Genomic DNA, 20,303 nt, shown 5'->3' with positions numbered 1-20,303 from the left:
ATTATTGTTCGCCTCCTTCGTCGTTCTCGGGGGTGTCAGCCGGCGGAGCCGGTTGGGTGGGCTGCGCCGGTTGCGCGGGTTGGGTGGGCTGCGTGGGAAGTGGAGGTGCCGGCTCCTCCGTCGGCTCCTGCGACGTGGTCACGCTCGGCTCGGATGTTTCTTCTTCAGAGCTTAGCGTTGGGCTTTCGGGGCGCTCGGGGGTGATCGTTTCGATCACGGTCTCCGTCACCGGGGGCAATTCGCTTGTAGACGTCTCCTCGTTGGTGCTGCTCGTCTCCGTCGGCGCGGGCTGCCACGTCGGTTGGCTAGTGAGATAGTACAGCAGCACGCCCATGCCTCCTACTAGCAGCAGCAGCACAAACAGCCACGGCCCGATGCTTTTCTTTTTCGCGGGCCGCTGCCCGGTCGGCTGCTGAGCCGCGCGGGGTGCCGCGGGCAGCATCTGCGGCCGTGGCGGGGTGACCGCCGGATTCACCGTGGTCGGCACTGTGGCATTGCCGAGCGCAGTGGTGGAGGACCCAGGGTGGTGCTGCGGTGCCTGACCAGCCACCGCCGCTGAGCGCGGTTGCGGCGGGCGCTTCTGAAAACGCACCGCGGAAATAGCGTGGGAGAGCTCATTGCCATCGGCGTAGCGACGCTGCGGATCCTTACGCAAACAGATCCCAACGAGCTCTCGGATCTGCGGGGCGATCTCCCGCGGCAGCACCGGCGGGGCCTCATTAATATGCGCAATGGCCACCGAGACCGTCGAATCCCCACTGAAGGGACGGTGGCCGGCGAGAATCTCATAGCCCACCACACCGAGAGAATAAACATCCGAACAGGCGGTCACCGGGTGGCCCTGGGCTTGTTCCGGGGAGACATACTGGGCGGTACCCACCACCATGCCGGTGCGGGTCAGCGGCACGGCCTCCGCCGCCTTGGCGATACCAAAATCGGTGATCTTTACCTGCCCGGACTCGGTGATGAGGATATTGCCGGGCTTAATATCGCGGTGTACCAAACCCATGCGGTGGATCACGGCCAGCCCGTGGGCGGCCTGCTCCAACACATCGAGGGCCTGCTCCTGCTCGAGCTTGCCGCGGCGGCGCAGCATATCCGCCAAGGACTCGCCGCGGACGTACTCCATGACGATGAAGCAGAACACATTGCCCGCAGGATCATCCGCCTCGCGGTAGTCGTAGGTGCCCACGACATTCTCGGAATTGATATTCTCCGCAGCCTCCGCCTCATTGCGGAAGCGGGTGAGGAATTCCTCATTGTCCGAAAACTCCGGACGCAGCACCTTAATGGCCACTTCGCGGCTGCTCTGGCTCTCCTTCGCCAGCCACACCGTGGACATACCGCCGTGTCCAATGATGAACTGCAGCTGATAGTCATCGCCGATGAGGGCCTGCACGCGGTCTAATCCGGTGGAGTCATTACTCATAGTTGCTTTCTCACTTCCGATCCGCGGCTAGGCCTGCGTCCTCAAAACGGCATCGATCACGGCACGACCAATAGGGGCAGACACCGAACCGCCGGTAGCACCAGCACCCTGGTTACCGCCGTTTTTCACCACCACAGCCACCGCTACATCGGCGTCTTTATCTGGGGCGAAGGCCACATACCAAGTGTGCGGGAAGCTGGAGCGCGAATCCTCGCCATGCTCAGCCGTGCCGGTCTTGGAGGCGATATCTCCGCGCCCGCCGGAGGTATTCCGCTCCGATTGCCGCATCAGCTCCTGAAGCTTGGCCGCCACATCTTCATCCAGGCCATCCTTGGCCTGCTGAGGCTTATGGGAGGACAGCGTAGACAGATCCGGGCGCAGCACCTCATCCACCACGTAGGGCTTCATGCGCTTGCCGTTATTGGCCACGGTGGCGGCCATGACGGCGGCATCGAGCACCGTCATGGCCACATCCGCCTGGCCGATAGAGGACACGCCGCGCCGGGCAGGATCGCTGAGATCGCCGACCGAGCTCGGGGTCTCCGGCAGCCCAAGATCATAGGTGTCGCCGATGCCAAAGGATTTCGCGGCATCGTAGAGGGCATCCTCGCCCACATCCACGCCCATCTGCACGAAGGCAGTATTGCAGGAGAGGGAGAACGCCGTGGTCAGCGATACCTCGCCGCCACCAGCGCAAGGCCGGCCACCGTAGTTTTCCAGCGTCGAGGTGGAGTTCGGCAGAGTGATCTTGGCCTCGCCGGTGAGCTGGGAGCCTGGCTCGTAGCCATTGCGCAGCCCCGCGGTGGAGGTGATGATCTTAAAGATCGAGCCAGGCGGCAGTGTCTCCTGAGTGGCGTGGTTGAGCAGCGGTGACGCCGGATCCGAGGTGAGCCGCTCCCACGCCTGCTCGGCGGAATCATTATCCACCACAGTGTTGGGATCAAAGCTCGGGGTCTGGGCCATGGCCAGCACCTCGCCGGTGGAGGGTTTGAGGGCCACCACGGCGCCCTCATAGTTATTGTTCACCAGCTGCTGATAGGCCACCTCTTGGGCCTCGGGAAGCAGGGTCAGCTTCAGTGAAGCCCCATCGTGCTCCTTGCCGGTGAGCGTGTCCCAGGTGTTGGACACCAGCATGGAGGGATCCGTGCCATTGAGCACCTCGTTGAATCCCTGCTCCAGTCCGGCGGCACCGTAGATATCGGAGAGATAGCCGCTGACGGGGGCATAGGCCTGTGGATTGGTGGAGGGATAGGAGCGGTAGTAGAAGTCGTCCGCGGCCTTGCTGGACTTGGCCAGCACCACGCCGCCGGTCGAAATCTGGCCGCGGGGGGTGCTCTTCATTTCATAAAACTGGCGCTTATTCAGCGGGTTTTGCGCATAGGTTTCTTCGCGGAAGCCCTGCACCACGGTGAGGTTGATCAGCAGCACCAGAACCATCAGCAGAGCGATCATGGTGGACGAGCGAATAGCCTTATTCATGGTCTCTCACCTACCTCCGATTCTTCTGTGCTGAGTGGTTGGGCGGGGACATTCCAGGGGAGTGGTCACTGCTGACGGCGGAAAAGTGCGAGGTCTGCTCGATACTGGAGGGCTCCGCGTGGCCGCCGCCGCGCTGCGGCGGTGCGGCACTGGTGTGATCTTCTGGTACCCGCGCCTGGTGAGAGATGCGCAGCAGGATGGCCAGCAGGATGTAGTTCGCCATCAGAGAGGAGCCACCCTGGGACATGAAGGGAGTGGTCAAACCGGTCATGGGCAGCATGGCGGAGATACCGCCGACTACCACGAACAGCTGGATCAGGATGGTCATGGACAAGCCCGAGGCCACCAATTTCCCATAGGAGGACTTCGCCAGCATGGCGGTGTGCATGCCGCGCACCACGAACAGGGTGAAAAGCACGAGCACGGCCGCGAGACCGATGAAACCGAGCTCCTCGCCGATTCCGGCCAAGATGAAGTCCGATTCCGCCACTGGCACGGCCTGGGGGTAGCCCTCGCCAAGCCCGGTGCCCGTGATGCCGCCCCAGGACATGCCGAACAGCGCTTGGGAGAGCTGGAAACCGGTGGTGTCATAGTTCGACAGTGGGTCCATGAAGTTAGCCACGCGGGACTGGATCTTGTCCGAGATCTGATAGATACCCACACCGCCGATAGCCACCAAGATCACGCCGATAAGCAGCCAGGAAATACGGCCGCTGGCGAGATACATCATGATCAGCACGGTGGAGAAGAGCAGCAGCGCCGGGCCAAAGTCGTTCTCTCCGGCCATGATCACCAGTGCGAGTGCCCACACGAAGAAGATGGGGCCGAGATCGCGCAGGCGGGGCAGCTCAAGACCCAGCACACGATAGCCGGCGACATTGAATAGTGCCCGCTTATCCGCCAAGAGCTTGGCGAAGAAAAGCAGCAGCAAGATCTTGGAAAACTCCCCCGGCTGCAGGGTGAAGGGACCCACGGAGATCCAGATGCGGGCATCGGATTGGATGCCGGAGCCCTGCGGCCACACCATGGGCAGGGCCAGCAGGATGATGCCGACCACGCCCAAAATATAGGAGTAGCGGGTGAGTACCATGTAGTCCTCCATGATCACCAGCACGATGGTCATGAGCACTACAGCCACCAGGGACCACATCACTTGGCGGGTAGCCATGGAGGTGTCCTTCGCCGCGTCGAGACGCGAGATCATCACTAGGCCGAGGCCATTGAGGGTCGCCGCCACGGGCAGCAAAATCTGGTCCGCGTGCGGGGCCTTCCACACGAGGGCGAAATGGGCGATCATGAATACGCCGATGAAGCCGCCGCCCACCCAGAGCAGCTGACTGCCGAGCTCATTGCCCAGCGAAATCTCGAGGCTCACCACCGCGGCCATGACGATGGCCGCCGACAAGATGAGCAGCCACATCTCATTTCTTCGGATGGTGATTCTTTGCCACACTCTCATGGGCTATTTCACCTCCCGGCAATTGGTTCCGGGCTTGGTGAGGTCGCCGGCCTCGCCCTTGAGGCACACCGGCAGGGCGTCGTGGGCGAGACGCTGCAGCTGCTGCACCACCTCGTCATAGCTGCCCGAGGGCAAGCCTTCCACAGAGTTGCGGGTGGCCTCGGGGAGGGAGTCCAAGGTGAACAAGGAGCAGTTCTTGGACGGCTTCACTGGATCAGTGAGCATCAGATTGCCGGACTTATCCAAGCAGGCCGCCTGGTGCGGCTCGTGGAAGGAGGCGCCAAAAACATCGAGATTCACGCCGTGTTGGATCTCGAGGCGATCATTCTCTCCAGTGGTGAGGTAGTACTGCGAGTCCACACTGCGCATAAACGCCCAGCCGCCCAGAATCGCCGCGAGGATCAGAACAAGGGCGATGCTGATGGGGATCCAGCGAAACCGCGAAGAAGAACCTTCCTCGTGTACCTCCGGCGCTTCCGACTCGACATCATCTTCGGATGCCTCTGGGCGGGGGCGCGACTCGCGCGCGGCGGACGGCGCCTCATCCTGATCGAGCAGAGAGGCACGGGCTGCAGAGGTATTTCCGCGCGGCGCCTCGGCAGTGGCGCTATTGAGCGCGCCTGCCACCATGGGAGTCACGGCCAGCTGAGAGGCCTCGGATTCTTCATCCTCTACCACATCGGCCACCACCACGGTGACGTTATCGGGGCCGCCGCCGCGCAGCGCGAGATCAACGAGGGTGCGGGCCGCCTCGGCGGGGGAGCCGTGGCGGAGGGTCTCCTCGATGGTGTCAAAGGACACCGGATCAGAGAGGCCATCCGAACACAGCAGGAGGCGGTCCTGGGGCTTGGCGTCGATAAGCCGAAAAGAGGGTTCCACCGGATGACCGGTATACGCCTTGAGGATCAACGAGCGCTGCGGGTGCGTGGAGACATCCTCGGGGGCGAGCTTGCCCTCGTCCACCAGAGATTGGACGAAGGTATCGTCTACGGTGATCTGCTCGAGGCGGTCATCGCGAAGACGATAGCCGCGGGAGTCGCCCACATGCAGCATGGCGAACTCGGTGCCGTCGAACATTAGCGCCGTCAGTGTGGTGCCCATGCCCTCAGTTTGGGGATTGGCGCGCTCTTCTGCGGCGATGGAGCGGTTACCATCATCGGCGACCCCTCCGAGCAGCGCGAACATGTCGTTGTCGCCGGGGTCGGCGTCGAGCTTCTGCAGATGAGTGATCATCAGCTGCGACGCGATCTCGCCCGCAGCGTGGCCACCCATGCCATCGGCCAAGGCCAGCAGGTTGGGGCCGGCATAGGCAGAGTCCTCGTTGTTTTTTCGCACGTGGCCGCGATCAGAGGCGGCCGCAAAATGGAGTCTCAGCATCAGGACATCAGCCTCACGGTCGTGCGCCCGATCGTCACTTCACTCTCGGTGGTGATTTTTTCGGGCTGGTCGATACGGTAGCCGCCTACGTGGGTGCCATTGCGGGAATCGAGATCCTCCACAAACCAATCATCGCCGCGGCGGAACAGGCGCGCATGGCGGGAGGAGGCGAAGTCGTCCTGGATCACAAAGGTGCACTCCTGGGAGCGGCCGATCGTGATCTCTTGTACACCAAGCAGATCCATGCGGGAGCCACGCATCGCGCCATCGACCACCACCAGCTGCGCCGGTGGCTGGGGCCGCTTGCGCGGCGCACCCGCCGGGGCGGTCGCCGGGGAACGCTTGGACCAGAAACGGCCCGAGGACTGCGTGCCCGCGAGCCGGTTGGTATCGCGCCGCATGGCGCGCAGCGCAAAGAAGATACACAGCCAGAGCAGCACAAGCAGGCCGATACGGAACACAAGTAAGATGACGGCGCTCATTGTTGTTCTTCAGGCCTCCTTTAAAGGCAATGTCGGTGTGCTCTGGGCGGGCACTCATATCCGCCCCGCACGTCCATGCGCCGGGTGCGCATGTCCGGCTGATTGGGCCACGGGGCACAACCAGTAGCTGCTGGTGCCACGGGGACGCGAGCCCTGCGGTGCCGCCTCCCAGTCGCTTCCCCATATATACAAGGACAAACGATCCAGTCTTCGGCCGCACCACACAGATGCATCCCCTACCAGCACCAACCATGCTGCTGGTAGGGGTTATTCCCGCCCGAGAGCGGAAGACACCCCCGCCCAGCGTGGGGGCCAAGCAGGTTACCCACACATTTTAGTACGCGTAGGCCTAGTTATTAGTGATCCGCACTTCAATGTAGGAGTGTCCCACGGTGATCACGTCACCGTCTGCGAGCAGCCAATTATCCACCGGAACATCGTTGACGGTGGTTCCGTTCGTAGACTGCAAGTCTGTAATGACAGCATCATGGCCATTCCACGTGACCTCGGCGTGCTGGCGGGAGACCCCAGTATCGGGCAGGCGGAAGTCTGCGTCATTCGAGCGGCCGATGATATTTGATCCATTGTGAACCAAGTAGGTGCGTGAGGATCCATCCTGCAGCAGCAAGGATACGGTTGGTTGCTTTGCCGCGGGGGTTCGTGCCTCCTCCGGCACATTTGCGGCCGGTGTTTCGGTAGGGGAGTCGAAGGTGGTGGTCTCCGAGGAGTAGTCAGCTGAATCCTCCGCTGGGAGTGCTGCTGCCTTGGGTAGATCCGTATGATGAGCAGCGCTCGTCGGTATTGCCGCGGCATAACCGGCTGCTGCGCCCGCGGCGGCACCTGCTGCGGTGGCTGCGCCGGAGGAGTTGTGGTGATCGCTGTTCATATATCCATTCGTCTCTGCTGGCTGGTGGTCCGCCGGCTCATTGCGGTGCGGAGTGGAGCTGGAGTGATGATCCTGCTGGTCGTGATCCTCGAAAGAGGCTGAATCCTCAGACTCTACGGCATCCGCATCCTCCGGCATACCGTAGAAACCACTCTCATCCTCCGGGTGCTGGGCGCGGATGCAGTGGGACTTCAACTGGCCGGTGCGCAGCCCCTTAGCCTGCACAAGCTTGACGACGACTGGCCCAGCCGGCGACCAATTCTGATTGCGGAAATAGCGAGTCAGACGATCCGCGAAATCCCAGGGCAGCTCGGGCGAGGTTTCCTGCAGATTGGAGAAATCCTTCTTGCCCACCATCACCTCGAACTGGTTGGGGACCTCCACATAGCCCTCGTAGGTGGTGACAGCCTCGTCCTCGGCACACTGTTTAAGCGCCTCCTCGACTTCGGCGGCCACAATCTTGCCGCCAAAGACGAAGGCGAAGCTGTTATCGAGGCCGCGCTGCAAGGCGCTGTCCATCTTTGCGAATCTCGACCACACAGACATAGCGGATGCAGTGTCACCTTCCTTCTTTTCTTCGGCGAGAGTACTCAGCGGCTCATCAGTTTTGGCCGAAATATCTGGCATGGCCACTAGGACCCTATCAAGGCTCAGAATGTGCACGTCATAGCCATGGTGGCCACAACGCTCAACGCCTCCGCCCGTCACCGCTCTCACCGGGCGAGCCTGCAGGCAGTTCTCATGCCCCATAAAGATATAAGCGGCATGGCCACACTTGAGCCGAAGTGTGGCCCCAGTATAGAGGCCACGCCTGCCACAATGAACTTCTACCAGCGCAAAAACGCCACGCCCGCCGCGCGAGCCCACCATGAAACAGGTATCCACCTGCGGATTTGGGATAGTGTAACAATCTGTGTAACCTAGGTTAAGTCTTGCACAGCACTGCTGGTTAGACGTCAACTCGGGCGAGTGGCGGAATGGCAGACGCGCTGGCTTCAGGTGCCAGTGTCCTTTACGGACGTGGGGGTTCAAGTCCCCCTTCGCCCACACTAATTAGTGCCCCGCACCATGGTTTCTCACTATGGTGCGGGGCATTTTTTGATCTGCTGACGCTGAGGCGATTGAGTATTGCCTTATCGGAGTTCAGATTGATGGAGCGTAGGAGCGCCCCAATAGTCCATGTCTTAGTGGGAAGCTAACCTAGTGCCCTTGGACCTTGTTGGGATAAACGTGGATTCGAGTGGGTTCATCCTGCAGTGGTAGCGAGCTGTCGAGCGGCCAGCCCAAAGGGCGATCTGCCTCAACTAGGAGTTAGCGGGGTAGTGCACACTGCGAGGATGCCAAACTATGAGGGGAGCTACTCCTGCAGCAGTCGTCAAAGTTGCATTGTGTCTCTCTGGACGATGAGGTGCCTCAAAATCTGGAGCAAGGGTGGCCTGACTGAGTAATGTAGGGAGGCAGGGCATTGAACAGGTCACGAAAGGATTAAACGTGAGCATCGATCAGTCAATCCAGAGTCTCGCCGCCAAGGTTCGCGAGCTCAAGCCGATCATTGAGACCGAGGAAGCAACCAAAACAGCATTCATCATTCCCTTCATCAGCACTGTTCTTGGATATGATGTTACCGATCCTCGGGAGGTTATCCCTGAATATACGGCAGATGTCGGGGTCAAAAAGGGTGAGAAAGTGGACTTCGCCATTAAATCAGGCGATGATTTCCGTTTCCTCATAGAGTGCAAGAAGATTGGCGAGCCGCTACGCCTCGATCATGCTAATCAACTAGTTCGTTACTTCAACGTGACCGATACAGAGTTCGCGATTCTCACCAACGGAGAAGTCTATGAGTTTTATGCTCAGCTCGACGCTGCCAACCGTATGGACGAGAAGCCATTCATGACAATCGACCTCGCCAATATCGATGCTCGTGTTTTCCCGCATCTTGAGATGTGCACTAAAACCCGTTTCGATTCAGAGACAATCGCTGCGAGTGCCGAACAATTGAAGTATATTTCAGAAATCCGAAAGGTGCTTTCGGCGCAATTCAAAGAGCCGGATGCGGACTGGGTTAAGCTCATTGCTTCCCGTGTGACATCACGCCGTATGACTGCGCAAAACCTTGAGGTGTTTACGAAGCTTGTTTCGACGGCCCAGTCGCAGTTCCTCAAGGATGAGGCAAACCGTCGTCTCCGCTCAGCTCAGGATTTTGACGAGATCGAAAAGGCCACGCCGGCGCTAGAGAATAACACCGTTAGTGAGGATCCAACCGATGTTGAAGATCCCGACATTGTTACGACCGAAGAAGAGCTGCAGGCTTTCGGGATCATCCGGGCTATCTGCTGCAGTGAGGTGCCAGTATCGGACATTAATCTGCGTGATGCGAAGACATACTGTGCCATCCTTTATCAAGATAACAATAGGAAACCGATCGCGCGCTTGTACTTTGATCGCCGCATTCCTCGTATTATGATCTTTGATGAGCTTCGTAATAGGCATTCGTTTGATCTTGGCGGGGTGGATGACATTTACGAGCATTCCGAGCTCCTCCGTAGGCGCTGCATCGCACTTCGAGATGAGTAGTAGTGGCGGCTTTCAGCCTTGCGAACTGAAAGAGAGTGCTCTCGGTCGAGGAGCGTAGTGAATTTAGAGTCTGCCAAGTTGGGTGTGGTGGTTGTCGAAGGGAGCGAAGCTCTAGCCCAGCAGGTACACCAGTTACACACTGACTAGATACATTTTGCAGCTCTTGGTAGCGACGTAACTATTTTTGTGTTTCGACCTTCTATGGCGCGGCGGCTCTCTGATGTTGTGGATGCGCACCACGGAATCTCCTCCGGTCGGGAGGAAAGAACAACCGTGGGGATAGTTTTCGACGGATACGAAGCATCATGGCAGGCGGTTCACTCCGAGCTGCTCGACGCCAACGCCGCACTAACAGATCAAGGTGGAATCCTACCGCTACAAGTTGTAGCGATACCGAGCTAAGCGATAATATTTCCCTAGATCAGTAAGTGTTTTCCCTGCCCCGCGGGGATGAGCCTGTCATGCTGGATCCCATGACTCCCTATCGGTAGTTTTCCCCGCGCCCGCGGGGATGAATCCCACTATCTCGTGCGGTCTAGCCCCGCTGCTCAGTTATCTCTAAGGTCTGCCGCCGCCTGCGGATGCCGAGATAAAAGTGTGCGCTGCAGGCTGCGAGGTGTGCGTGGTGTCTAGTGCGCGTGTTTCTCGCCGAGATCAGCTTCGCGAGCGAGAAAAGAAGTGACGAATAAAAAGCGATCTTTCTTCATATCGAATCGACCCCGCGAATCCCCATGCTGTCCCCGCCGCCGATACGGTGGGGTTATGACACGAGACGAAATCCTGATCGAGTTCATCACCCGCGCCCACGAGAGCCTCGAGTCCCTCGGCGAGGTCGATGCCGCCACCGCCTCCCGTTCGCCGGGCGGGCACCCCAACTCGCTGGCGTGGCTGTTGTGGCACACCGGCCGGATGCTGGATATTCAGCTATCCGAGCTCAGCGGCCAGCCCCAGCTGTGGCACACCCTAGAGCTGCGGCGGCAGCTGAGTCTCGGTGAGCTCGGCGATGGTATGGGCTATGGACATAGCGATGATGAAGCCTGTGCCATCCAGGTGCATCGGGCAGAGGACGTGCGCGGGCTGATGAGTTATGTGCACGCCTGTCTTGATGATGTGCAGTGTTATGCGCTGTCGGGGCCGGATTTCGACGAGGTGATTGATACCAGTTTCACTCCGCCGGTCACCCGCGGGGTGCGGATCGTATCGCTTATCGACGACGCCATCCAGCACTTCGCGCAGGCGCACTATGCAGCGCGCATTCTGGGTAGCCGGGTCTAGCGCGTCGGCTTAGCGGAAGTACGCTGAGACCGCCGGAGCTACGTGGGCGGCGTGGTTGATGAGCACGCCGTGGCTATAGCCGCTGAGGGTGATCAGCTCACCGCCCATGGCTTCCTTCATGCTGGGCGCGCCGTGCGGGCCTACCGCGGAGTCTTTGGAGTAGCCCAGATTCAGTGGCGCGGTTTTTAGCTTCTCGCCGTTGAGCGGGCGGGCGGGGGCCACGGGCTCGGGCCAGCCGAGGCAGTGCTGGCCGCTGCCCAGGAGATCACCATTGAGGTCGATGAAGTCACCGCCGGTGAAGGCGGTCTCCCAGAAGGGTGCAATCAGGCTCGGGTCGGGGGCCGTGGTGTTCTCATTACAGACGATGGCGCGGTCCACGTTTTGCATGGTGATCGCCTGCAACTGCATCGCCTCCTGCTCTTCTGGGGTGGGCTGTGCGGTGGCTTCGCCGAGGTCGAGCTCTAGCGGTGCGGCGGGGGTGTGTGCGGCGGAGTGGGAGAGTGCCTCGGCGAGCTGCGGCCACGCCTGCTCGGAGTACATGGCGAGGTTGATCGGCCCCACCGATTGAGCGATCTTCATTGCGGCGTTGATATCCCCAGTGTTGGTGATGGCATCGGCGAAGGTTTCGCCGCGCCATTGCGTCCAGTCATACAGGTTGAGCAGCAGCAGGGCCACGTCTTCTATCTGCTCGTTGCCGGCGGCGGCGGAGGCCAGGGCGTCGAGAGCCGTCGAGCCGCTGGCACCGAGATCCGCTGCCTCGGCCTCGCGGGGTTTCAGGGCGGGGGTCACGCCGAGGTTATCGCGGATCACGCGGCTGAAGTTCTGGTACACCTCGCGGGAGGTCGTGCCCAGGTGATAGGTGTCATCATGGTCTGCGGTCCAGTTGAAGAAGGCGGAGATGGCTTCTTGGCGGACGGCCTTGCGGTTGGCGCCGAGGGCGAACCAGCGATCCTGCGGGGCAACGCTGGAGTCCAGCAGGAACTTATTGACTCGCTCCGGGTACATGGTGGCGTAGGTGCTCATCAAAGACCCGCCGTAGGACACGCCGTAGAGGTTAAGCTGCTCCTCGCCGAGGGCGAGGCGGGCGCGTTCGAGGTCCCGGGCGGTGTTATCGGTAGTGATGGTGCGGGTATAGCCGGGTTGGGTCTGCTCGCACATCTGGAAGGTGGTGCCGGGCAGTGCGATCGGCGGGATATTCTCGCTGCTACAGGTCAGCGGGGTGCCGTAGCTGAGTCCGCGCGGCTCCACAGCGATGAGGTCATAGGCGGCGCGGACATCGTCGGGCAGCTGCACCTTCTGGCTCACGCCGTCCTTGGGGGTGGTATCGGCGAACATGCCGAGGGCATCGCCGCCGGGGCCGCCTGGGTTACCGGCGATCACGCCTTTGCGCTCGCCTGTGGCGGGCAGCTTGCTCATGGTCAGTTCAATGCTGCCGGAGCTCGGGTCGGAGTAGTCCTTCGGTACGGAGAACGTGGCACACACAGCTCGCTCTGCGGCACCGCTGCCGGTGGGGCAGGGGCCCCATTCGAGCCCCTCATCAGCCTGCGCTGTGGGGATGGTGGCCCCGCCAAGCAGGAGGGAGGCGCCGAGGCACGCGCTCAGTGCGGTTGGAAGCATTTTCATGAAAACCGTCTTGCCCTTTCTTACTGGTCATCACGCGATTCGCAGGGAATCGCAGCTCTAATCCGCAAGTCCTGCAGAAATATGTGTACACGGTAGTGTGGGCCCTAGCTTATAGGAGTCTGAAGTTAAGGAGCGCGCAATATGGCCAACACCGATGGCGAGACCATCACCCCTTCAGAGTCAGAGGCAGAGGGAATTGGCGGCTATCGGGTGTGTGCCTCCGCCGAGGAGGCAGTGCAGCGCTTGTGTGAGTTGTATGACGCCTCTACGCGGCTCGCTGCGCGGGTGATCGATTCAGCCCAGTGGGCAGAGTATGAGAATGTGCGCTACCCGCGGTTGGTGATCGACGTCCATAGCTGGCGCCCCATCGATCGCGCCCAGCCCTTTGGCTATGTGGATGCAGCCGGCCGCTACTGCGCGAGTGTGTCTCGTCCACAGGTGATGGGTTGCTACTTCACCGAGATGATTGAACGCTTGGTCAGTAATTATCCCTGCACTATTCACGTGGGATATTCCCGCGAGCAGATTCCACCGGAGTATATCGATGGGCTGGATCGTTCGGAGAAACTGCAGCAGGCGCTCCAACTTGGGGTGCGGCTGCCGCGCCCCAGCTTGGACTTTGTGGATGATGGCATTATCGACGCCAAGTGGGATGTCTTCCACCAGCAGGGAAATGATGAGCGCCCCCTGTTTCACTTCTCTCCGCAGCGCTTCGATATCGCCATTAAGCGCATCGAGCACTACACCGGCATCCCTATCGAAGGGGTGCAAAACTTTATTCTCTTCAGTAACTACGCCATGCATACCCGAGAGTTCGTGGCTTATGCCCTGTATGAGCTGGCGCGGGAGGAGTCGCGTTATACCGAGCTGTGGCTACCCGATGGCACGCGGGTATCTCGCGAGGAGGCGGCGTCGATAAGCATCGAGGATCTCTCCTTAGAGAGCCACTATCAGATGCCGCGCTATGACCTCATTGCGCCCAACGACGATGGATTGACGATGGTCAATATCGGGGTGGGGCCGTCGAACGCAAAAACGGCCACGGATTGTTTGGCGGTGTTGCGCCCCGAGATGTGGGTGATGATCGGCCATTGCGCGGGGCTCGATGGGCGCATGCGCATCGGCGATCTCATTTTGGGCAATGCCTATGAGCGTCGCGACCATATTCTGGATGATCGTATCCCGCTGTCCACGCCGATTCCCGCCGTGCCCGAGGTGCAGCGGGCGCTGGAACGCGCGGTGCGCGATATCTATGGCGAGGACAAAAACATGATGCGCACCGGCACGGTGCTCTCCACCGATGATCGCAACTGGGAGTGGCATACCCCCACCACCCTGTGGGAGATGTTCCGCGGCTCCACTGCGGTGGCGGTGGATATGGAATCCTCGGCGCTGGCCACCAATGGCTACCGCTATCGCATCCCCTATGGCACGCTGCTCTCGGTCTCGGACCTGCCGCTGCATGCGGTGCCCAAGTTGCCCAGCGGGGCGCAGGCCTTCTACTCCTCCTCGAAGGAGGCGCACGTGATGTGTGCGGTGCGGGCCGTGGAATCCCTCGCGCGGGATAAAAGCCGGCTCCGCACCCGAAAGCTGCGCCGCACTATCGGCGAGGTGCCCTTCCGCTAGCAGCGCAGCCAGCCCAGAAAAGTGCTACGGGGTAGCGAGTTGCTGGGTGAGGGCACGCAGCGCGGCGGCAGTGGCCGCCGGTTGCTCATTCATCACCATGTGTCCACAACCGGGCAGTACCGTCACCTGCGGATCGGCGTGCAGCGTGCGAAGGTTATCCAGCTGCCCGATCCCGAGCACCGCATCCTCACTGCCCCAGACGACACCCACGGGGATAGCATGCGTGCGGCAGATGCGGGCACACTGCCGCGCCACTGCCATGCGCTGCGGCGCTGGAGTACCCACCAGCGCCTGGGAAATATTGGCGAAGGTCTCCGCTCGGTCTTCATGCTGCGCCCAGCGCAGAGACAGCGCCCGCTGCTCCTCGGTGATGCTTGCTGGATCGTGCACGGCCACATTATCTGCGGCGGCTACCACCCGTGGATGCGCTATCGCCATGAGGCGCTGACCCAGCACCGGCACGGCCGCGGCCTTGACTACTGGGGTGATCTCCGTGGAAAAGCCCGAGGGTGCGAGCAGCAGCAGCCCAGCACAGCGCGCCGGGCGGTCGGTGAGCATGCGCTGCACCAGCGCCCCACCCAAGGAATGGCCCACGAGCACCACTGGCCGCGCGCTGCCGAGCAGCTCATCCACTGCCTCCCAGAGTGTCTCCACCATGAGCGGCAGGGTGTTCTCCGAGCGCAGGGCAGGGGTGGCACCGAAGCCGGGAATATCTAGGCTGAGGATCTCGAGGTCCGGCGCGCTTACGTCCTGCGGGCGGATGCGCTGCAGCTCGCGGGTGAGGGTGTCGAAGTCCTCGAGGCCCCGGCCAATGCCGTGGATACACACCACCGGCAGGCTCTCGGCTGTGGCAGGGATGTGGCGATAGCGCAGCGGACCATGGGAGGTGTGCAGCATCTGTGGTGCGGGCAGCGCCGATGCCGGTGGCTGCTGCGCTGGGTCCGTGGACTCATCGGGTGTTGCGGCAGGATCGGCTGCGGCGGCAGCGCCCGGGGAGGCAATGGCGGGGGCAAAGTCCATATCCGTGGTGGGATCAGTGCGGCGGAAATCGCGCACCTCCCGCAGATAGTCATTGCGCAGAGTCCACGGTGCGGTGTCGGTGACGGCGGGGAATTGGGCGATCCCGCGCTCCACATAGTTGCTCTGCAGGTCAATGATGCGGCTGCGGGGCCCCGCCGGCGGGGTCGTGGGGCAGAAGGAGCCGAGGCCGTGCTGACGCAGATGGGTGATCATGCGGGCCAGATAGCGGCCCACCAGCTCGGCTCGGAGAGTGAAGGAATCATTCACATAGCCCAGGGTGAAGCTGAAGTTGGGGACCCCATCTAGGCACATGCCGCGCCAGGCGGTTTTCTCGCCGGGATGAATCGGCACACCGTCCACGGAGAGTTCGATACCGCCTAGGGCCTGCAGCTGCAGGCCGGTGGCCTTGATCAGCACATCGGCCTCCACGGCCGTGCCATCGCTGGTGTGGATGTGGTGGGCGCTGAGGGTATCGATGGTGTCGGTGACCACGGTGATATCGCCGGCGGCGATGGCGTGGAAGAGATCGCCATCGGGCACGCGGCATACCCGCTGGGTCCACAGGGGATAGGAGGCCTCGAAGTGCTGGGAGTGGAGCTTTTCGCCAATGATGGCGCGGCGGTGTGAGGCGAGCGTGCGCGTGACTGCATCCTCTGCGAACTGGGAGGCCTTGAGGGTGAGCGCTTGGGTGCCGATCGCACGCCAGCGATCGAGGGCATCCACGCCCCGCTGCGGCAATACCGAGCGCAGCGGCTGGAGGGGAGTGGAGTTAGGCATGACGGCGGCGTGATTCACGGTGCGCTGGATCATCGTTACTTGGCGTGCCTTCGCGGCGAGTTCCGGGGCGAGTGTGACGGCTGTCGCGCCGGAGCCGACAATCGCCACCGCGGCATCGCTGAGGTCGAGGCCCTCTGGCCAGAACTGGGGATCAACGATGGTGCCGGCGAAGTTTTCCTCACCGGGAAGAGTGGGTTGGTGGGAGTGGGCGTGATCGTAATACCCCACCGCGGCGTGCAGGAACTGGGCGTTGAGCTGGTGTTCCTCGCCGGTGGCGGTATCCACATAGCGCAGCTGCCAGCGCTGGGTGGCGCTGTCATAGGCCGCCTTGCGCACCTGGGCGCCGAAGCGCATTCCGGAGGCGAGCCCGTGGCGCTGGGCCGTGTGTCGCAGATAGTGCAGAATCTCCTCGCCGGTACCCAAAGGCCGGCTGCCAGTCCAGGACTCGAAGGAAAAGCAGTAGCTATCGATATCGGAATCACTGCGCAGTCCGGGGTAGGAGAAGGTGTGCCACGTGCCTCCGAGATCCTCCTTGGCATCGAGGATCACCCAGCTCAACCCAGGGATCTGGGAGAGATAGTAGGCGGTGGCGATGCCGGAGATTCCGGCACCGATGATGGCTACGTCTACCTGTTGCTGAGACACGTTTCTCCTGCTTGTTCGGGGCTCTAGGGCGCGAATGGATGAAGCGATCCGCGATGGATCTACCGAATATCTTAAACAGCATTCAATTGTGGCGTCTGCGGTTCTGGGTGCGCGCGGCGATCGCCGCCTGTTGCCCCAGTGGCGCCGGGCGGCTGCACGCGGGGTGTGCGTGAGCGGGGCGCCCGTAATTGACACCCATTAATGGGGTTATATGCATCATTAAAAGCCCCCAAATAAGAAAGAGATTAAGCAATTAGTAAAACAAAATAAGAGGGGTGAGACCTCCGACAATACCCCCGAAAAGGGGCCCTGTGTAACGTTTTCAGTCCTGCTCTATTGACGGAGACGTAATGAGCTGGCAAAGTCTTTTTTAGCCGTTGAGGTAGACGGTCACTCGCCCAGCAGGGCAGGCCTTTTTCAAGGTCAGCGTATGTTGTGGCGGAGATTATATCGTCCATTGGGGTGGGTGCCCCACGGATGAAATTAAAGGGATTCGGTACTCGTTTTGAGGGAATGCGGGTACCGAATCCTTTTTGTTTTTCCTATTGACGCACATCAATGGCGAGTGAAATAGGATTATTCTTCTGGCTGCCTCGGGTGACAGCACACAAAAAGAGAGGGCCGGCGCGCTGAGGTGTGGCCGGTGTAGATGCGGGGGCAGGTGAGCGTCGATAAGCGTGTGCCCTATGCCACTAGACAGGGTGGTCTACGGTAGGCTGGTGTGCATGACTGATCGTATGAACGTGGAATCCTTCAACCTCGACCACACCAAGGTGGCCGCGCCCTATGTGCGGATCGCTGATCGCAAGGAGCTGCCCGGCGGCGATGTGCTGATCAAATATGATGTGCGCTTTAGCCAGCCCAATAAGGGCCATTTGGAGATGCCGGCAATCCACTCGATTGAGCATCTCACCGCTGAGCACATGCGCAATCACACCGATAAGCTCATCGATTTTTCCCCCATGGGCTGCCAGACCGGCTTCTATGCCCTCATGCTCGGCGTGGAGCCCGAGGAGTTTTATCAGCTGCTCGAGCTGACCTTGCAGGACATCCTCGATGCCACCGAGGTGCCGGCCGCCAACGAGGTGCAGTGCGGGTGGGGCGCTAATCACTCCCTAGGCGACGCACAGCAGGCCGTGCGCGGCTTTCTTGAGCACCGTTCCGAGTGGGAGACCGTGGACGCCTCAGCGGGCTCATAGCGGGCTCTGGCTAGCATGAACTCATGGCTACCATCATCCCCATCGGCGATAAGACCCCGCAGATCCATCCCACCGCCTGGGTGGCGCCCAATGCCACCCTCATCGGTGATGTGGTGATTGGCGAGCACGCCAGCGTGTTCTATGGCTGCGTGCTCCGCGCGGATATCAATGCTATTCGTGTGGGCGCGCGCAGCAATATCCAAGACAACTCGGTGCTGCATGTGGATCGTGACGCCCCCTGCACCCTCGGCGCGGACGTGACGGTGGGGCATATGAGCCTGGTGCACGGCACGACCGTGGCCGATGCCTGCTTGATCGGCATGCACTCCACGCTCTTATCGCGCTCCAGTGTGGGAACGGGCAGCCTCGTGGCCGCCGGAGCTGTGGTGCTGGAGGGTCAAGATATTCCGGCCTCCTCGCTGGTCGCTGGCGTGCCTGCGCGGGTGCGGCGGCAGCTTAACGACGGCGACCGCGAGCACTTCATCGCTCACGCCGACCGCTATGTGGAAACCGCCCAACTCCAAGAGGAACCACTGGAGAGCTAAGCTAGGCCGACCATGCTTGAAGCCCCCTGTTAGGCGATGCGATACCGCATCACGGCAGGGGGCTGAACTGATGGATGGACGGGGCGCCGTGGCTGGCGCCTAGTTGCTCTGGAAGCTAGCTGCTCTGGCGGCGGCGTCGCGGGCGACGGCGGGTGGTGGTGATGCGTCGCTTCGGGAAGAGCCGCTCGGAGATCAGCGTGGGATCGGTAAACAGCGGCCGCACGGCGATCGCCCGTGCTGCCGACGTGTAGGTGCCCTGCAAGTTATCGCAGTACACCACCTCGTGGGAGTGGCCGGCCTCGCGAAGAGTGGAGCGGACGATCTCCACGGCGCGGGGGTCGTGGGAGAAGGCGCAACCGGTGACGATCACCGTGGTGACATCCAGACCAGAGGCCATGGTGGAGGCGATCGAGCCCAGGAGCCGGGCGCGCTCATCGAGCAGGCGGCGGGCGGATTCTGCGCGCTCATCATCAGAGTTCGTGAGATCCACCATGCCGCTGACCGTGGCGGCCTTAATGCCTTGGCGGCCTGCTGCGGCGAGGAAGCCGCGGGTCGATAGCGCCTCGTGCGCGTCGCAGACGTGAATCTCCGACTCGGTGGGCGATTCGCAGCCGCCGAAGCCCAGCAGCTCCGAATCGGGAATCGGCAGGCGCGTGGCACCAGAGACCCCGTGGGTGCTGGTCCAAGCCGCGCCGACGGTATCGCCGGCGGCGAGGACCGCCACCTGATGTGGGGATTTGGTCTGTGCCAGACAGGCGCCACGGTCGAGGTACTGCGCGAGCACGGTGCCCGTGGCCAGATCCTCCACATCCACCGGCACAGCGAAGGCCTCGGTGAAGGGGTGCAGGATGTCCACGTCGCGCCAATACCATTCGGCGTTGGTGACGGTTCCGCGCATTACTCGGGCCGGGATCATGATGCCGATAGCGGCGAGCGGCAAGGCGTGCTCGGCCACCAGGGTGCGAAGTTCGGCGATCATGGCGTCCACGAAGTCGGCGGGGTTGGTGGTGGCAGGGTCCATGGTGGTGGAGTGCTCCACCACCAGATCAGCGCGAGTGCCGTACAGCGCCATGTGGAAGCCAGTGGGATCAATGGCGATGGCGGCATGCAGCCACGGCGACGGAGACAACTCGATCGGGATGCGCGGACGGCCCGGGCCACGGGGAACAATCAGATCGGGGCGCTCGCGCACCAAGCGCGATTCAATCAGCGTGGTGACTGCGCGAGTGATTGTTGGTTGGCTGAGCTCGGCGGCCTCGATGAGGTCTTGGCGGATCATCTGGGTGCCCTGCTGGAGGACGGATAGACAGCGGCTTAGAGGGGTATCCGCCGTATACACAAAGGTTTGACCTGCCAAGGGCGAGAGGACGCTGATGTCTTCCTTGACTGGTGCATGTGTTGCGGGGGATTTCATGCGAGTCATTCTATGCATAGCCTTGACAGAGCACGAAAACGACAATCTACGTTTAAAGAGTTCTCAGGTTCTTCTCATTTTGTGGTGGTGTGCTGCATCTTTAGGATTCTCTGGGCGCAGTGATAGTGCGCCTCTACCGAGCGCGGCTAGGGGTGTAATATTCCCGTTTTCGGGGCGCAACTGAGCTAATTTCGGGACTGCGCACATGGGGGTGGCATCAGATGTCAGAGGAGCAGAGAAAGAGAACGAAGCCTTCCACATGAGATGCTCGCTTAAAAATTAGGAATTAACACTAGAGAGCTTGCTGTAATGGACCGCTCGGTTCATGTCCGCACAACCTACAGGCAATAAAGGACACGTCCACACCATGGGCTTTGGTGCGCAGCGTAAGGAGTGCGCCACGGCTTCGAGGCAGGGGCAGACCGAACGGTTGGTGGGCATAAGCCTGGGGCGCGAGGTCGTCAGGGCGAACGAGGAGCCTTGCGCCCCC

14 protein-coding genes and 1 tRNA gene are annotated in these 20,303 nt (G+C 61.3%); 6 read left to right on the top strand and 9 right to left on the bottom strand.

Annotated features, from left to right (window positions below; translation table 11 throughout):
- Nucleotide 1: 1 nt before the first annotated feature.
- The 6 genes from GBB14_RS07320 to GBB14_RS07295 form a co-directional block, all read right to left on the bottom strand.
- Complete coding sequence (locus GBB14_RS07320) at nucleotides 2–1,429, bottom strand: serine/threonine-protein kinase (RefSeq protein ID WP_151529659.1); 1,428 nt, start codon at nucleotides 1,427–1,429, stop codon at nucleotides 2–4.
- 27 nt (nucleotides 1,430–1,456) lie between these two features.
- Nucleotides 1,457–2,908, bottom strand: coding sequence for a penicillin-binding transpeptidase domain-containing protein (locus GBB14_RS07315; protein ID WP_151529658.1), 1,452 nt, complete (start codon nucleotides 2,906–2,908; stop codon nucleotides 1,457–1,459).
- Between the two features lie 10 nt (nucleotides 2,909–2,918).
- The gene (locus tag GBB14_RS07310) at nucleotides 2,919–4,367 is read right to left on the bottom strand and encodes an FtsW/RodA/SpoVE family cell cycle protein (protein ID WP_225976635.1); all 1,449 of its coding nucleotides are present in this window, start codon (nucleotides 4,365–4,367) and stop codon (nucleotides 2,919–2,921) included.
- A 3-nt stretch (nucleotides 4,368–4,370) separates the two neighbouring features.
- Entirely contained in the window at nucleotides 4,371–5,744 is a 1,374-nt protein-coding gene (locus tag GBB14_RS07305) for a PP2C family serine/threonine-protein phosphatase (protein ID WP_151529657.1), read from the bottom strand.
- Nucleotides 5,744–6,226, bottom strand: coding sequence for an FHA domain-containing protein (locus GBB14_RS07300; protein WP_151529656.1), 483 nt, complete (start codon nucleotides 6,224–6,226; stop codon nucleotides 5,744–5,746). Before GBB14_RS07300 ends, GBB14_RS07305 begins: the two co-directional genes overlap by 1 nt.
- Before the next feature lie 349 nt (nucleotides 6,227–6,575).
- A complete protein-coding gene (locus GBB14_RS07295) occupies nucleotides 6,576–7,658 on the bottom strand; it encodes a DUF3662 and FHA domain-containing protein (RefSeq protein WP_151529735.1) in 1,083 nt (360 codons plus the stop codon).
- A 417-nt stretch (nucleotides 7,659–8,075) separates the two neighbouring features.
- Between GBB14_RS07295 and GBB14_RS07290 the strand changes: the two genes are divergently transcribed.
- From GBB14_RS07290 to GBB14_RS07280, 3 genes are all read left to right on the top strand, one after another.
- Nucleotides 8,076–8,159, top strand: a tRNA-Leu gene (locus tag GBB14_RS07290).
- Nucleotides 8,160–8,603: 444 nt separating this feature from the next.
- Nucleotides 8,604–9,689, top strand: coding sequence for a type I restriction enzyme HsdR N-terminal domain-containing protein (locus GBB14_RS07285; protein WP_151529655.1), 1,086 nt, complete (start codon nucleotides 8,604–8,606; stop codon nucleotides 9,687–9,689).
- 762 nt (nucleotides 9,690–10,451) lie between these two features.
- Nucleotides 10,452–10,964 (top strand): aspartate/tyrosine/aromatic aminotransferase, encoded by a 513-nt coding sequence (locus GBB14_RS07280; protein WP_151529654.1) that lies wholly within the window; start codon nucleotides 10,452–10,454, stop codon nucleotides 10,962–10,964.
- Nucleotides 10,965–10,973: 9 nt separating this feature from the next.
- Here the strand turns inward: GBB14_RS07280 and GBB14_RS07275 are convergent, their stop codons facing one another.
- A complete protein-coding gene (locus tag GBB14_RS07275; RefSeq protein ID WP_151529653.1) occupies nucleotides 10,974–12,587 on the bottom strand; it encodes an alpha/beta fold hydrolase in 1,614 nt (537 codons plus the stop codon).
- A gap of 141 nt (nucleotides 12,588–12,728) precedes the next feature.
- Between GBB14_RS07275 and amn the strand changes: the two genes are divergently transcribed.
- Nucleotides 12,729–14,213 carry an AMP nucleosidase gene (gene amn / locus GBB14_RS07270; RefSeq protein WP_151529652.1) on the top strand — a complete coding sequence of 495 codons (1,485 nt, stop codon included), beginning with the start codon at nucleotides 12,729–12,731 and terminating at the stop codon, nucleotides 14,211–14,213.
- Between the two features lie 24 nt (nucleotides 14,214–14,237).
- On the opposite strand, the gene GBB14_RS07265 is transcribed toward amn, so the two are convergent.
- On the bottom strand, nucleotides 14,238–16,850 hold the full coding sequence (locus GBB14_RS07265; protein WP_151529651.1) for an alpha/beta fold hydrolase: 2,613 nt from the start codon (nucleotides 16,848–16,850) through the stop codon (nucleotides 14,238–14,240).
- A 530-nt stretch (nucleotides 16,851–17,380) separates the two neighbouring features.
- On the opposite strand from GBB14_RS07265, the gene GBB14_RS07260 reads away from it, so the two are divergent.
- Both GBB14_RS07260 and GBB14_RS07255 read left to right on the top strand, forming a co-directional pair.
- A complete protein-coding gene (locus GBB14_RS07260; RefSeq protein WP_151529650.1) occupies nucleotides 17,381–17,854 on the top strand; it encodes an S-ribosylhomocysteine lyase in 474 nt (157 codons plus the stop codon).
- A 23-nt stretch (nucleotides 17,855–17,877) separates the two neighbouring features.
- Nucleotides 17,878–18,399 carry a gamma carbonic anhydrase family protein gene (locus tag GBB14_RS07255; protein WP_151529649.1) on the top strand — a complete coding sequence of 174 codons (522 nt, stop codon included), beginning with the start codon at nucleotides 17,878–17,880 and terminating at the stop codon, nucleotides 18,397–18,399.
- Nucleotides 18,400–18,514: 115 nt separating this feature from the next.
- On the opposite strand, the gene GBB14_RS07250 is transcribed toward GBB14_RS07255, so the two are convergent.
- Nucleotides 18,515–19,813, bottom strand: coding sequence for an ROK family protein (locus GBB14_RS07250; RefSeq protein WP_151529648.1), 1,299 nt, complete (start codon nucleotides 19,811–19,813; stop codon nucleotides 18,515–18,517).
- Nucleotides 19,814–20,303: the final 490 nt, after the last annotated feature.

Origin of the sequence: Corynebacterium sp. 51B (genome assembly GCF_008930785.1) — a bacterium.
Taxonomy (GTDB): Bacteria; Actinomycetota; Actinomycetes; order Mycobacteriales; family Mycobacteriaceae; genus Corynebacterium; species Corynebacterium megadyptis.
This window is presented reverse-complemented; position numbering and strand designations above follow the sequence as displayed.

Excerpts from the sequence above, each read along its gene's own strand:
- GBB14_RS07260 (WP_151529650.1), top strand. The coding sequence starts at position 17,381 with ATGACTGATCGTATGAACGTGGAATCCTTCAACCTCGACCACACCAAG.
- amn (WP_151529652.1), top strand. The coding sequence starts at position 12,729 with ATGGCCAACACCGATGGCGAGACCATCACCCCTTCAGAGTCAGAGGCA.
- GBB14_RS07275 (WP_151529653.1), bottom strand. The coding sequence starts at position 12,587 with ATGAAAATGCTTCCAACCGCACTGAGCGCGTGCCTCGGCGCCTCCCTC.
- GBB14_RS07320 (WP_151529659.1), bottom strand. The coding sequence starts at position 1,429 with ATGAGTAATGACTCCACCGGATTAGACCGCGTGCAGGCCCTCATCGGC.
- GBB14_RS07310 (WP_225976635.1), bottom strand. The coding sequence starts at position 4,367 with ATGAGAGTGTGGCAAAGAATCACCATCCGAAGAAATGAGATGTGGCTG.
- GBB14_RS07255 (WP_151529649.1), top strand. The coding sequence starts at position 17,878 with ATGGCTACCATCATCCCCATCGGCGATAAGACCCCGCAGATCCATCCC.
- GBB14_RS07295 (WP_151529735.1), bottom strand. The coding sequence starts at position 7,658 with ATGTCTGTGTGGTCGAGATTCGCAAAGATGGACAGCGCCTTGCAGCGC.
- GBB14_RS07280 (WP_151529654.1), top strand. The coding sequence starts at position 10,452 with ATGACACGAGACGAAATCCTGATCGAGTTCATCACCCGCGCCCACGAG.
- GBB14_RS07250 (WP_151529648.1), bottom strand. The coding sequence starts at position 19,813 with ATGAAATCCCCCGCAACACATGCACCAGTCAAGGAAGACATCAGCGTC.
- GBB14_RS07300 (WP_151529656.1), bottom strand. The coding sequence starts at position 6,226 with ATGAGCGCCGTCATCTTACTTGTGTTCCGTATCGGCCTGCTTGTGCTG.
- GBB14_RS07315 (WP_151529658.1), bottom strand. The coding sequence starts at position 2,908 with ATGAATAAGGCTATTCGCTCGTCCACCATGATCGCTCTGCTGATGGTT.
- GBB14_RS07305 (WP_151529657.1), bottom strand. The coding sequence starts at position 5,744 with ATGCTGAGACTCCATTTTGCGGCCGCCTCTGATCGCGGCCACGTGCGA.